The sequence below is a fragment of the Microbacterium sp. 71-36 genome, assembly GCF_001898305.1.
Taxonomy (GTDB): Bacteria; Actinomycetota; Actinomycetes; order Actinomycetales; family Microbacteriaceae; genus Microbacterium.
In genome coordinates this window covers 474,441-487,168 of the sequence record NZ_MKTP01000001.1, presented here as the reverse complement: position 1 = coordinate 487,168, position 12,728 = coordinate 474,441, and the positions used below count along the sequence as shown (strand labels likewise).

Below are 12,728 nucleotides of genomic sequence, written 5' to 3'. Positions count from 1 at the left end.
GCATTCGCCATGATTATGTTCTGGCATGAGCGATGCACCCCACGACGACGGGCTCGATGCGCACGTCCTCCGCGTCGTGAAGGCGATCGCCGACACCGGTTCGATCACGGCGGCGGCGCGCGCCCTCGGCTACAGCCAGCCCGCGGTGAGCCAGCAGCTGCGGCGGCTGGAGCGCCGCTCGGGCCTGCCGATCGTGGAACGCGTGGGGCGCGGGGTCCGGCTCACGGAGGCCGGGTGGGTGCTCGCCCGTCACGCAGCGACGGTGACGACCGCGCTGGATGCCGCCGCCGGCGACCTCGCGGAACTGCGCGGCATGCGGGCGGGACGCGTGCGGATCGCCGCCTTCCCGTCGGCATCCTCGACAGTCGTGCCCCGGGTGATCGCCGCACTGTCGGCTCGTCGGCCCGGGGTGGCGCTGAGCTTCGTCGAGGCCGAGCCGCCCGAGGCGATCGCGGCGGTCCGCGAGGATCGCGCCGACATCGCCCTCATCTACAGCTTCCCCGGCGACCGTCGCGAGCAGCTCGAGTCCGCGGCGGGCGGTCTGAGCGTCCGTGCGGTCGGCGGCGACGACACGGTGCTCGTCGTCCCCTCCGATCATCCGGTCGCGGGCGACGACCCGGTGGATCTGTCGCGTCTCGCGGGGGAGCGTTGGATCGCGGGATGCCCGCAGTGCCGCGGTCACCTCCTCGAAGCGTGCGGACGTGCCGGCTTCGTCCCCGACATCGCGTTCGAGACCGACAACTACGTCGCCGTCGAGAACCTCGTCGCCCAGCGGGTCGGCGTCGCCATCCTGCCGGGGATGGCCGTGGCATCCCTCCCGCTCGTCGCGGGGATCGCGGTGCCGCGCCTGCCGGTGTCCGAGGCGCGGACGCTGCACGTCGTCACGGCACGCGGAGCCGACCGGGTCCCGGCCGTCGGCGCGGCCCTGAGCGTCGTCGACGAAGTGCTCGTCGATCATCCGCACCCGGCGCCGGGGCGCCCGGGCCGCGCGGGCGCCGCCGAGTAGGATCGGGGGGTGTCTGCCACACCCGATCCCCGCACCACGACCGCCACCGGCGCCGATGTCCGCGTCCGCTTCTGCCCCTCCCCGACGGGGCTGCCGCACGTCGGTCTGATCCGCACCGTCCTGTTCAACTGGGCCTACGCGCGCCACAACGGTGGAAAGCTCGTCTTCCGCATCGAAGACACGGATGCCGCCCGCGACAGCGAGGAGAGCTACCAGCAGCTCCTCGAGGCGCTGCGCTGGATGAACATCGACTGGGACGAGGGCGTCGAGGTCGGCGGTCCGCACGCCCCGTACCGGCAGTCGCAGCGCCACGAGATCTACCGCGAGGTGCTCGACAAGCTCATCGCCGCCGGTGCGGTGTACGAGAGCTACTCCACCGCCGAAGAGATCGACGCCCGCAACGAGGCCAACGGTCGCGCGAAGCAGCTCGGATACGACAACTTCGACCGCTATCTCACCGATGAGCAGAAGGCGGCTTTCCGCGCCGAGGGACGTCAGCCGGCGTGGCGTCTGCGCGTGCCCGACCACGACCTCAGCTACGTTGACCTGATCCGCGGCGAGGTCACCTTCCCCGCCGGTTCGTTCCCCGACTTCGTGCTCGTGCGCGCCGGGGGAGTGCCGCTGTACCCCTTCGTGAATCCGGTCGACGACGCCCTGATGGGCATCACCCACGTCATCCGTGGTGAGGACCTCATGCCGTCGACGGCGCGTCAGCTCGCGCTGTACTCCGCTCTGGTGGATGCCGGGGTCACGACGTTCATCCCGCGCTTCGGCCACATGCCCCTCGTGTTGGGCGAGACCGGCAACAAGAAGCTGTCCAAGCGCGACCCGCAGGCCGACCTGTTCCTGCAGCGCGAGAAGGGCTTCATCCACGAGGGGCTGCTGAACTACCTGTCGCTGCTGGGCTGGTCGCTCTCGAGCGACCGCGACGTGTTCTCGCTCGACGAGATGATCGCGGCGTTCGACATCGGCGACGTGAACCCCAACCCGGCCCGCTTCGATCAGAAGAAGGCCGAGGCGATCAACGGCGACCACATCCGGATGCTGGATGCCGACGACTTCGCCGCCCGCATCGTGCCCTACCTCGCTGCCGCGGGGTACATCGGCGAGGAGCCGTCCGCGGAGCACCGCGCGATCATCGCGGCCGCCGCGCCCCTCGTGCAGGAGCGCGTGCAGCTGCTCGGCGAGGTGCCGGGGATGCTCGGCTTCCTCTTCGTCGACGAGGTGTCGTACGCCGAGGACGCGCTCAAGGGCCTGCCGGCGAATGCGGGCGAAGTGCTCGTGGCATCCGTCGGTGCGCTCGAGCTCGTCCCCGAGACGGAGTTCACCGCCGCCGCGGTCCAGGAGGCGCTGTCCGCCGCGCTCGTCGACGAACTCGGCCTGAAGCCCCGCGTGGCCTACGGTCCGCCCCGCGTCGCCCTGACGGGCCGTCGCGTGTCGCCCCCGCTGTTCGAATCGATGGAACTCCTCGGAAAGGCCGCGACGCTCCGTCGCCTCGACGCTCTGGTGCAGCACCTGGGCTGACACCCGCGGCGCACCGTCGCTGACCGTCCAGGACACGCGGATGCCACGCCGCGGCATCCGCGTGTCCTGGACGCCGAAGCGGGTGTGCGGCGCCGCGCGACGCGCGCGGGCGGGCGCCGGTTTGGCGCACGGCCCCACGTCACGTAAGCTTGATCCTCGGCACGAACTTCGGTTCAGCGCCTTGGGGTATGGTGTAATTGGCAACACGGCGGTTTCTGGTTCCGTTGTTCTTGGTTCGAGTCCAGGTACCCCAGCAAGACGAAAGCCCCGGTCAGGCCGCATTCCCGCGGACAGCCGGGGTTTCTTGCTTCTCCGCCGGCGCACGGGGAGCCCCTGGAGCCTCCTCCCGACCTTTGGTAGGCAGGAAGCATGACTTCCACCGACATCCGGCCACGGACCGACTCGCCGAGCGCGCGCGCCGCGCGGAAGAACCGGCTGCTCACGTGGATCACGCTGTCCATCGCCGCGGTCATCTGCGTGGCGATCGGCGTGGGGGCCTACGCCATGAACAACTCGTGGTGGACCGAGGAGTCGCCGGTCGCCGCCGCGGACCAGCAGCTGCCCGACGGCCAGTCCCGCTTCGATCAGGCGGGTCAGGACTACTTCAACCGGCAGGGGCGGGCGACCGTGGACCTCGCTTCGGGAACCGCCGCGACCGAGCTCGGTCTTCCCGTCGCCGGTACCACCGCGATCGACACGCTCGTCCCGCTCGCTCTGGACATCCGCCCGAGCGGCGAGGACATCACCTTCGGTGGAGTGTCGCACTTCGACATCACGACCGGGCAGGACGGCATCACGGGCGTCGCGGTCGAGCCCGCGTCCAGCAGCGTCTGGTCGGCGATCTCCACGGAACTCCGGGCGCGCGCGAGCGCGTGGGGCTGGTCGGATGCCGATCTCGCGACGTTCGGCGACCAGGTCGGCGCCGCGGCGCGCGATGAGGGCGTGGCGTCGACGGTGAGCCTCCCCGCCGTGGCATCCGGTGGGCTGACCATCACCGCCGCCGTGAACGTCACCGACGGGGGATCGCTCCAGCTCGTGTACACGCTGACACGCTGATCCACCGACCCGCGCTCAGCGCGCCGCCAGCCGCGGCCCCTCGTACGCCCGGACGGGCGGCAGCTCCCCGTCGTACCGCGCGATGCTCACGGCCACCCGCGCGCCGCTCGACGCCTGGGTGAGTTGCGACGTGCCGACGTCCTTCGTCAGGACGTTGACGTTGCCGTTCACGCAGTCGGCGATCTCCGGGGCGCTGGGGTCGTACCAGGCTCCCGTGTGCATCTGCGCGACTCCGGGCAGCAGCGCGTCGGTGGTCACGACGCCCGCGAGCAGGCTGCCCTGCGCGCTGCGGACCAGCGCGACGTCGCCGTCGGTCAGCCCGCGCGCGGCCGCGTCGGAGGGGTGCAGTCGGACCGGTTCGCGGTCGGCGACCTTGGTCGAGCGGCTGGGCGCGGCCATGTCCAGCTGGCTGTGCAGACGGCGCGAGGGCTGGGTGCACAGCAGCTTCAGGTCGTAGGGGGAGCCGGGCGGTTCGGCGGGGTCGATCCAGACCGCGTGTCCGGCGGTGTCGGCGAGTCCGAAGGCGTCGAGGGTGGTGGAGAACAGCTCGATGCGACCGCTGGGCGTGTCCAGGGGATGTGCGACGGGATCCGCACGGTAGTCGGTGAACGCGTCGTCCCGGTAGTGGTGCTGGGGGAGCGGTGTTCCGCCGTTCCGCCAGAACTCGTCGAACGGGGGCGCGTCCGGCGTGTCCGGTCTTTCGCGCCAGTCCTCGTAGATCTTCTCCAGCCACGCCCGGCTGTCGCGGCCCTCCGCGAAGTCGGCATCCAACCGCCGGGCCAGCTGGTCGTAGATCCAGAACTCCTCGCGGGCCTCGCCCACCGTGGCGACGGCGCGCGGCATCGTGCGCAGGCGCGTGTCGCCCGCCCCGGCCGCGAGGTCGTCGCGTTCGAGGCCGGTCGCGGCGGGGAGCACGATGTCGGCGTGACGGGCCGTCGGGGTCCAGTGGAACTCGTTCACCACGAGCGTGTCCACCGTGGCGACGGCTCGGGTCAGACGCCGGAGATCCTGGTGATGGTGGAACGGGTTCCCGCCCGCCCAGTACACGAGTCGGATGTCGGGCAGCTCCAGGGTGCCCCCGTCGTACGGAATCGTCTCGCCCCCGTGGAGGAGGAGGTCGCTGATGCGGGCGCAGGGGATGAAGTCCGTGACGGGGTTCCGCCCCTGCGGGAACGTCGGCAGCGGGACCGGCACGACGCCGACTCCGTAGTCGCCCATCGAGCCGTAGCCGTGGGTGAAGCCGCCGCCGGGAAGACCGATCTGTCCGAGGAACGCGGCGAACGTCACCGCCGCGAAGATCGCCTGTTCTCCGTGTTCGGCACGCTGCAGCGAATAGGTCACGTTCACCAGCGCCCGCCCGGCCGCCGCGCGGCGCGCGAGGTCGCGGATCGTCGCGGCCGGGACCCCGCTCACGGCTTCCGCCCACTCCGGCGTCTTCGCCACGCCGTCGGGCTCACCACGGAGGTAGGCGCGGACCCGGTCGGCGCCGACCGTGTGCGTGGCGAGGAACGCCTCGTCGGCGAGCCCCTCCGTCACCAGCGTGTGGGTGAGGGCCAGGAGCACCGCCGTGTCGGTTCCGGGCCGGATGCCGACCCACTCGGCATCCCACTCGGCCAGGGTGTCGTCCCGCTGGGACGACACCGAGACGATGCGCGTCGACGCGGCCGCCTCGCCCGCCAGGCGCGTCCCCACGTGACGGTCGTGGCCGCCCGGCACCACCCAGGTGTTGGACCGGCGAAGTCCGCCGAACGCGATCATGAGGTCGGTGTGCTCGGCGATGTGCCTCCACGACGGCGGACGGTTGCGTAGTTCGCGCATCCCTCGCGGCCCGATGAGGTGGGGGAGCAGCACGAGACTCGCGCCGCGACTGTAGTCGTTGATCGACCGGGTGTACCCGCCGATGGAGGTGAGGAACCGGTGGAGCTGGCTCTGCGCGTGGTGGAACCGCCCCGCGCTGCCCCATCCGTACGAGCCCCCGAAGATGCCGCGGTTGTCGTGGACGGTGCGCACCCGATCGAGTTCGCGCGCGAGCAGGTCGAGGGCTTCGTCCCACCCGACCTCCAGGTATTCGTCGTCGGGGGTTCCGCGGAGCGGGTCGGGACCCGGGCCCCGTTCGAGCCAGCGGCGGCGAATCGCGGGACGGGTGACACGAGACGGATGGCGCAGACCCTCCGCGACCGCGGCGATGGCGGGGGCGGCGTCCGGATCGTCGGAGTGGGGCCGCGTCTCGACGACCTCGCGGCCGTCGTCCGAGATCTCGACCTGGAAGGTGCCCCAGTGCGTGCTGCTCTCCTGCGTTCGCGTCACCCGTCCATCGTGGTCCACGTCACGCCGTCAGGCCGCCGGGTGCGCAACACGGCGTCAATGTACCGCCGAAGACGCCCCGCGCGGGTCGGCGGGGCGTCTTCGGACGGGGACGCGATCAGGGCGTCGCGTACGCCGGGATGGCGGAATCGATCATCCAGTACTCGGACTGCGTCCTCGCGGAGTCGTCGGTGAAGTCGGAATCGCGGATCATGAGGTATCGAGTCGGATCGCCGCCGTCGTTCCACGTCGTGTCGACCGCGAGCCACTGGTCGTCGACACGCACCTTGTTCCACGCGTGCGGGCCGCCGGAGAGGACGTCGCCGGCCACGACGACCGTCTCCACTCCCGCGGCGTTGGCGAGGGCGGAGAACGCGTAGGCGTAGCTCGCGCAGACACCGGTGCCGTCGAGGAGCGTGCCGGTGGCGTTCCACGCCGACTCGTATCCGGGGGGTATCCCGTCGAACTCATAGGACTGCAGGGCGGCGAACGCCTCGTCGTCGTATTCGGCGTGGGAGATCAGCCAGTCATTGAGTGCGGCGACCTTGTCCCGGGGACTCATCGCGTCGTTCGTCACCTCGCCGACGACGCTGTCCACCTTGGACTTCATCTCCGCCTGCAGGGTGCGCACCTGGTCGGTGGGCAACGAATACGTGACCAGCAGCGACTTCCCGCCGTTGCGGAGTCCGACGTAGTTCATGTTGAACGCGTACGGGTTCTGGTACCGCGCTTCGTAGACGGCGTCGTACGGATCCGGCGCGCCGGGCTGGTCGACGTAGGCCGAGATGTCGATCACCTTGGTCTGCGCGATGAGATGCGCCCCGAGATAGCGCGTGAACTCGGTGCTCCCGTAGACGGGGTAGCCGAGGTCGGGTGTCTCCGAGACAGGGGTGTCAGCGCTGTCCTCGGGTACCTCGAACGACTCGAACCGCGGCTGCCCGGTCGGCGGCGCGGCCGCGAGTGCCGCAGCGTTGAACTGGGCGATGGCCGCGGCCGGGTCGGGCGTGGAGTTCTTGGTGATCGGGATCCATTCGCCCAACAGCGTGTTCCGGCCGCGCAAGGCGATGACCCAGCGGTTGCCGTAGTCGAGCACGGCATTCTCGTCCAGGAAGGCGACGGTGCTCCGCGTCCGCCCGTCGACCGAGGTGACCGGGAGGACTTTCTGCACGTTCTCGATGCCCTCGATGAACCCGCTTGACCCCCAGTTCTTGAGCGCGGAAGCGGCGTTGAAGGCGACCTCCAGCGGCATCCATCCCGCCACCTGTTCGAGATCGTTCGCCTGATAGGACGAGTAGCGCGTCCCGTCGGTCGCGATGACCCCGATGTCCGAGCCGAGCGACTGCGCGACGCGCGCGGCCTCCTCGGAGTCGAGCGTGTCTCCGCCGTCGACCTGGTCCTGCGTGAGGGCGCGGTAGTTGAAGCCCTCGAGCCCCAGGTTCTGGGCCGTGACGAAGGAGGCCCGATTCGATTGATTGTTCTCGGTCTGGCCCGCGGACGACCACTCGGTCTCTCTGACTTCGGCCACGAGCTTCTGGATGGCCTGCCCGTCGCGCTCGACCTCATTGGTCACGATCAGGTAGCTGGTGGCACCGTCGACGGGCGCCCACGACATGGTGAGGCTGCCGGCTTCGGCGCCGGAGCCGAAGGTGACGTCGGGGGTCGCGAGCGTCGACTCGACGGTGAACCGGGTGACCAGCGGCTTCGCCCGCGGAGTGCCGTCCTTCTCGAGGTGACGCACGAGGAAGTACTCCTCGTGCAAGCCCCACGGAAAGGCGAGATCACCGTCCCTCTCCTGGATCTGGCGATCCCCGGCCCCGGCGGAGGCTCTCCCCGATTCGTCGCCGCTGACCAGAACCTTCCCGCCCGGATCGGCCTGGTAGGCACGGAACTCGGCCGGCCTCGTCAACGCCGCGTCGTAGTACACCTCGATCGCCCAGTCCGGGGCATCCGCCTCGGGGCGTCGGTCGGGGTCGGGGGTGGGGTTCTCCGCCTCGTGGGCGGCGTTGGCCGCGTCGAAGTCGTAGTCGGCGTCGAACTCGAACTCGTGGTCGCGCGGCAGACCCAGTTGCGGTTCGGTGAAGTCGTACAGCGTCGAGCGGTCGGCATACACGCGTTCGTTGGATCCGGTCACCGCGGGAACGATGACGAAGGCGGCGACGACCGCGAGGACGGTGACGACGGCGATGCCGCCGACGAGGAGTCCCGCTGTGAGCCCCCGACGTCGGCGCCGCGGTGTGGGCTCGCCGGATGCGGGGATCGCCGTTGCATCGGCAGACGTCGGTAGGGACGCTTCTGCGGAGGTGACGCCGGCTGGCACGGATATGCCCGTGGATGCCGGGTGCACGTGCCCCGTCCACGTCGTGCCGTCCCAATACCTCAGCTGGCGCGGGTCCCAGGGGTCGGCGTACCAGCCCTCCGGCGTGTTGTTCGGCTCATCGGACATGCGTTCGGCCTTCCCCCCAGGTCTGAATCTCCGATGGTTCCCGATGCGGGACGGAGTGGCAAAGGCGCGCGCCGGACGCGCCACATCGTGTATGTGCGGCGTGCCGCGATAGCATCCGATTCCCGCTCCGTCCCGAGAGAAGGTCTGGCGTGACCCGATCGTCATCCGTCGTCATCGTCCTCGTCACCGTCGCACTGCTCACGAGTGGCTGCACGGCCCCCGCCGAGCCCGCCGTCCCCGCGGCTCCGACGGCGGCAGCGAGCGCGGGCCCCGACGGCGGGTCCCAGGCGCTTCCTCCCACGATCGTGTCGCCCGGTCAGCTCGAGGGCACCGATGTCGCCGTGGTCATCGGCACCGCGCTCGTCATCGCGGTCGACGACGGCACCGAGGACCAGTGGCACGGAACCACCGCCGACGTGACGATCGCCGAGTTCTCCGCCGGTGGTTCCGATGAGGGAGCGACCTTCCGGCCCGGCTTCATCGCGCGCAAGATCGGGACGACCGCGGCGACCTTGACGGCGCCGGACGGCACGGTGCGCGCGTTCACGATCGCGGTCGTCGCGCCCTGAGGCGACCGTCAATAGCGCGCGAGCACCGACAGCAGCGGATCGCCCGCGGGCGTCTCGGCGCGCAGCGCCTTCGTCTCCACGCCGTCGAGGTGCGCTGCGACGTGATCGGCAGCCGCGGCGCCGTCGCCGGCGGCGAGGAGGGCGATGAGTTCGTCGTGCTCGGCGATCGAGGCGCCCTGTTCGATGTCGCGCCCGTAGATGGTGAGGATCAGGGCGGTCCGTGAGACCACCTCCGACATGTAGCGCTGGAGGAGCGCGTTCCCGCTCTCGCGGGCCAGCAGGATGTGGAACTCGCCGCCCAGCCGCGCGGATGCCGCGCTGCGGCGCTCCGTCCACGCCTCCCGCTCTGCGCGGGCGTGAGCCCGGAGCCGCTCGTGGATGCCGTCGTCCCACCGCTCCGCGACGCGCAGCACGGCCTCGCGCTCGAGCGCGCGCCGCACCACGAACGCGTCCCGCGCCTCCTCGATGGTGGGCTGCGCCACCTCGGCCGATCGCCCGTGCGGGGACTCGACGAGCCCGTCGTTCACCAGGCGTGTGAGCACGGTGCGCACCAGCGTGCGACTGACGCCGTAGTGCGCGGCGAGGGCCTCTTCGCCCAGCTTCGTTCCGGGCGTGAGCGCGCCCTCGATCACCGCCGCGCGGACGGATGCGTACGCGCGCTCCGCGCGATCTGCGGGTGTCCCGTTGCTGCCGTCTGTGCTCGCGACCATGCCGAAACTGTATACGAAGACTGTCTTTGTACCCCGTCTTACGGCGTAGGCACCGCCGAAACGTGCGTGACTCATGGCTGAAATCGCCGCGACCTGTATACGAGCTAGAACAGTATCTGTATACAGAAAGGCGCGACCCATGAACCTGACCTTGACGGCCCAACAGCGAGAGCTGCTCGACCGATCCGTCCTCGCCGGTGAGGCGGGCACGGTGGCGGACCTGGTGAGTCTCGCGCTTCGGGAGACGGCGGGCGGGGTGACACGTCGATCACTGCCGGGATCAGCGAGCGTCGTGCGCGCTTGGCGAGACGACATCGCCTTCACGCCGGGGCCCGAGCGGGTCGTGCGAGCCGAGCACCGGCTCCTGCCCGGAACGGGCAAGGCGTTCGAGGTGCGTGCCGGGCAGATCCTCCGCGTGGCCCAGGTCGACGGCGATCAGTGCGCCGACCTGAACGTCTTCTCTCTGCACGACTATCGCGAGGCGATGCACGTCGGTCGCACGCGCACGCTGCACGGCATCCATCCGGGGGAGGGGTCGTTCCTGTGGTCGGCGCCTCCGCGGGAGCGGGCGATGATGTTCCTCCTCTCCGATGCGGCGGGCCTGAACGACACCCTCTTCCCGCGCTGCAGTGCCGCGATGTACGAGTCCATGTTCGGCTTCGCCGAGCACACCAACTGCGCCGACATGCAGGCCGAGGCGCAGCGCGAGTACGGACTGACCCCCGACGACGTGCACGATTCGTTCAACCTCTTCATGGCCACGCGCGTCAACGTGGACGGGTCGATCGAGGTGGTCCACCAGCACACGCCGGCGACCGCCTTCGTCGAGATGCTCGCCGTCATGGACGTCCTCGCCGTGCCGAACGTCTGCGGCAACGACATCTTCCGCACGAGCAACTACTCGCTGCGGCCGCTCGACGTCACCGTGTTCGACGCCGCCGAGTCCGACCTCGACCGCGTGCCGCCGCTGCAGGTGCACCGCGCGCAGCGCACGCCCGCGGACTTCGCTCAGCCGGAGATCCGTGCGGAACGGAGTCTGCAGAGGGACGCCGCGTACGAGCCCCGTTTCGCCCGCACGCCGGTCACGGTCGACCGCCTCCCGATCGAGCTCGGCGAAGCGGACACCGCGCTGCTCCACGCCCACGCGCGTCGCGACCTATACGGCGACGACGACGAGGCCGCGCTGCGTGACATCGTCCTCAGCTGGTGGGTGCAGAGCCATGCATGACGTCGAGGACTTCGACGCCCTGACGCCGTACGAGCGGTACAAGCTGATGGCCTCGCTCATCGTGCCGCGGCCCATCGCCTGGGTGACGACGCTCGGCCCGGACGGAGTGCCCAACGCCGCGCCCTTCTCGATGTTCGCCATGGTCGGGGAAGACCCCCCGCTCGTCATGGTGAGCATCGACCGCCTGCCCGGCGGCGCCCGCAAGGACACCGCGGTGAACATCGACGCGACCGGCGAGTTCGTCGTCCACCTCGTCGACCGGCCCCTGGTGGAGGCGATGGATGCCACGAGCGTGCGGCATCCCCCCGAGATCGACGAGCTCGCACACCGCGCGATCGTCACGGTGCCCGCGGCATCCGTCCGTCCGCCCGTGATCGCCGAGGCACCCGTCGCGCTCGAATGCGTGCTGTTCTCGCGCATGGACATCCCGAGCCGCGAGATCTACTTCGGTCGCGTCCAGCGCCTGCGCACGCGCCCCGGTCTCGTCGACCGCGCGCGGATGCGCGTGCGGCTCACCGATTACGCCCCGGTCGCTCGGTTCGGGGCGAGCTTCTACACGACCACCCGCGAACGCTTCACCCTGACCGGCGATCCCACGACCGACATCGATTCCCTCTGAGCTCCACCCGACCACAGGAGAACACCATGACCCGACTCTCACGCCCCCTGTCCGCTGTCGCCGTCGGCGCCGCCGTGGCCGCCGCGCTGACCGGTTGCGCGTCCGGCGGGGCCGCGGCTCCCGCGGCGGCTCCCGGTCTCGCCATCGGAGCGACCGACCTGTCCGGCGTCTGCCCGGCGACCGTCGTCATCCAGACCGACTGGAACCCGCAGGCCGAGCAAGGCGGACTGTTCACCCTTCTCGGCCCGGATGCCCGGATCGACGCGGGGAAGAAGAGCGTGTCCGGGCCGCTCATGTCCCAGGGGGAGTGGACCGGGGTGAACGTCGAGATCCGCGCGGGCGGACCCGCGATCGGCTTCTCGGGAGTCCCGGCCCAGATGTACACAGACCCCGACATCCTGCTCGGCTGGGTGAACACCGACGACGCCATCGCGGCATCCGACACCCTCCCGACGACCGCGGTGATGTCGACCTTCGAGAAGGCGCCGTGGGCGATCATGTGGGACCCGAAGACCTACCCCGACGTGCACTCCATCGCCGACCTCGCCAAGACGGATGCCACGGTCCGGTACTTCGACGGCACGACGTACATGGACTACCTCACCGGCTCGGGACTCCTGCGCACCGACCAGCTCGACGGGTCGTACGACGGTACGCCCGCCGCCTTCATCGCCGCCGACGGAACCGCCGCGCAGCAGGGTTTCGCGACGGTCGAGCCCTGGGTGTACGAGAACGCGATCCCCGAGTGGGGTCGCGCTCTCGACTACCAGCTCGTCGCCGACACGGGGTACCCGATCTACGCGGTGGCGCTGGCTGCGCGCAGCGCCGACATCGACACGCAGGCGGACTGCCTCTCGAAGCTCGTCCCGGTCGTCCAGCAGGCGAGCGTGGACTACTTCGCCGACCCCGCCGCGACCAACGCACTGATCGTGTCGGCGGTGGAGCAGTACGACAACGGCTGGGTCTACCCGGCCGCGGAGGCCGAGAACTCCACCGCGCAGCAGCGGGCGCTCGGCCTCGCCGCCAACGGGGCGGACGGGACCTTCGGCTCCTTCGACGAGGCGCGGGTGGCCCGCGTGCAGTCGATCGTGACCCCGATCCTGACCGAGAAGGGCGTGACGGTGCCGGCGGGGCTGACGCCGGAGCAACTGGCGACCAATCGGTTCCTCGATCCCGCCATCGCTCTTCCCTGAGTCACGGCTCCGCGCAGACCGCGGTGCGACTTCGGTCGTACCGCGGTCTGTGTTTTCGCCTGCCCGAATGTGTTGC

Annotated in this window: 10 protein-coding genes and 1 tRNA gene; 8 read left to right on the top strand and 3 right to left on the bottom strand. The window is 70.4% G+C overall.

Annotated elements, in window-relative coordinates:
* The first annotated feature begins 25 nt into the window (after positions 1–25).
* The 4 genes from BGO45_RS02365 (at position 26) to BGO45_RS02350 (ending at position 3,586) form a co-directional block, all read left to right on the top strand.
* The gene (locus tag BGO45_RS02365; protein ID WP_292690597.1) at positions 26–1,006 is read left to right on the top strand and encodes a LysR family transcriptional regulator; all 981 of its coding nucleotides are present in this window, start codon (positions 26–28) and stop codon (positions 1,004–1,006) included.
* A 9-nt stretch (positions 1,007–1,015) separates the two neighbouring features.
* Positions 1,016–2,530 carry a glutamate--tRNA ligase gene (gltX, locus tag BGO45_RS02360; protein WP_292690595.1) on the top strand — a complete coding sequence of 505 codons (1,515 nt, stop codon included), beginning with the start codon at positions 1,016–1,018 and terminating at the stop codon, positions 2,528–2,530.
* A gap of 182 nt (positions 2,531–2,712) precedes the next feature.
* Positions 2,713–2,784, top strand: a tRNA-Gln gene (locus BGO45_RS02355).
* Between the two features lie 115 nt (positions 2,785–2,899).
* Positions 2,900–3,586, top strand: coding sequence for a hypothetical protein (locus BGO45_RS02350; protein ID WP_292690593.1), 687 nt, complete (start codon positions 2,900–2,902; stop codon positions 3,584–3,586).
* A gap of 15 nt (positions 3,587–3,601) precedes the next feature.
* Here BGO45_RS02350 and BGO45_RS02345 read toward each other — a convergent pair whose 3' ends face one another.
* Together BGO45_RS02345 and BGO45_RS02340 are read right to left on the bottom strand one after the other, a co-directional pair.
* Positions 3,602–5,893: a molybdopterin-dependent oxidoreductase gene (locus BGO45_RS02345; RefSeq protein ID WP_292690591.1), complete on the bottom strand. Its 2,292-nt coding sequence runs from the start codon at positions 5,891–5,893 to the stop codon at positions 3,602–3,604.
* A 115-nt stretch (positions 5,894–6,008) separates the two neighbouring features.
* Positions 6,009–8,333 carry a transglutaminase domain-containing protein gene (locus BGO45_RS02340; protein WP_292690589.1) on the bottom strand — a complete coding sequence of 775 codons (2,325 nt, stop codon included), beginning with the start codon at positions 8,331–8,333 and terminating at the stop codon, positions 6,009–6,011.
* Between the two features lie 149 nt (positions 8,334–8,482).
* Here BGO45_RS02340 and BGO45_RS02335 point away from each other — a divergent pair, with 149 nt between their 5' ends.
* Entirely contained in the window at positions 8,483–8,902 is a 420-nt protein-coding gene (locus BGO45_RS02335; protein ID WP_292690587.1) for a hypothetical protein, read from the top strand.
* An 8-nt stretch (positions 8,903–8,910) separates the two neighbouring features.
* Here BGO45_RS02335 and BGO45_RS02330 read toward each other — a convergent pair whose 3' ends face one another.
* A complete protein-coding gene (locus BGO45_RS02330; protein ID WP_292690585.1) occupies positions 8,911–9,612 on the bottom strand; it encodes a GntR family transcriptional regulator in 702 nt (233 codons plus the stop codon).
* A 139-nt stretch (positions 9,613–9,751) separates the two neighbouring features.
* On the opposite strand from BGO45_RS02330, the gene BGO45_RS02325 reads away from it, so the two are divergent.
* Genes BGO45_RS02325 through BGO45_RS02315 form a run of 3 tightly spaced genes read left to right on the top strand, consistent with a single transcriptional unit; the run spans position 9,752 to position 12,652 of the window.
* Entirely contained in the window at positions 9,752–10,840 is a 1,089-nt protein-coding gene (locus BGO45_RS02325; RefSeq protein WP_292690583.1) for an urea carboxylase-associated family protein, read from the top strand.
* The gene (locus BGO45_RS02320) at positions 10,833–11,459 is read left to right on the top strand and encodes a flavin reductase family protein (RefSeq protein WP_292690581.1); all 627 of its coding nucleotides are present in this window, start codon (positions 10,833–10,835) and stop codon (positions 11,457–11,459) included. The genes BGO45_RS02325 and BGO45_RS02320 overlap by 8 nt, the downstream gene beginning before the upstream one ends.
* Positions 11,460–11,485: 26 nt before the next feature.
* Positions 11,486–12,652 carry an ABC transporter substrate-binding protein gene (locus BGO45_RS02315; protein WP_292690579.1) on the top strand — a complete coding sequence of 389 codons (1,167 nt, stop codon included), beginning with the start codon at positions 11,486–11,488 and terminating at the stop codon, positions 12,650–12,652.
* Positions 12,653–12,728 lie beyond the last annotated feature (76 nt).

What these genes read in the sequence shown, in the direction of transcription:
- BGO45_RS02320 (WP_292690581.1), top strand. Translation starts at nt 10,833, where the DNA reads ATGCATGACGTCGAGGACTTCGACGCCCTGACGCCGTACGAGCGGTAC.
- BGO45_RS02330 (WP_292690585.1), bottom strand. Translation starts at nt 9,612, where the DNA reads ATGGTCGCGAGCACAGACGGCAGCAACGGGACACCCGCAGATCGCGCG.
- BGO45_RS02365 (WP_292690597.1), top strand. Translation starts at nt 26, where the DNA reads ATGAGCGATGCACCCCACGACGACGGGCTCGATGCGCACGTCCTCCGC.
- BGO45_RS02340 (WP_292690589.1), bottom strand. Translation starts at nt 8,333, where the DNA reads ATGTCCGATGAGCCGAACAACACGCCGGAGGGCTGGTACGCCGACCCC.
- BGO45_RS02325 (WP_292690583.1), top strand. Translation starts at nt 9,752, where the DNA reads ATGAACCTGACCTTGACGGCCCAACAGCGAGAGCTGCTCGACCGATCC.
- BGO45_RS02350 (WP_292690593.1), top strand. Translation starts at nt 2,900, where the DNA reads ATGACTTCCACCGACATCCGGCCACGGACCGACTCGCCGAGCGCGCGC.
- BGO45_RS02315 (WP_292690579.1), top strand. Translation starts at nt 11,486, where the DNA reads ATGACCCGACTCTCACGCCCCCTGTCCGCTGTCGCCGTCGGCGCCGCC.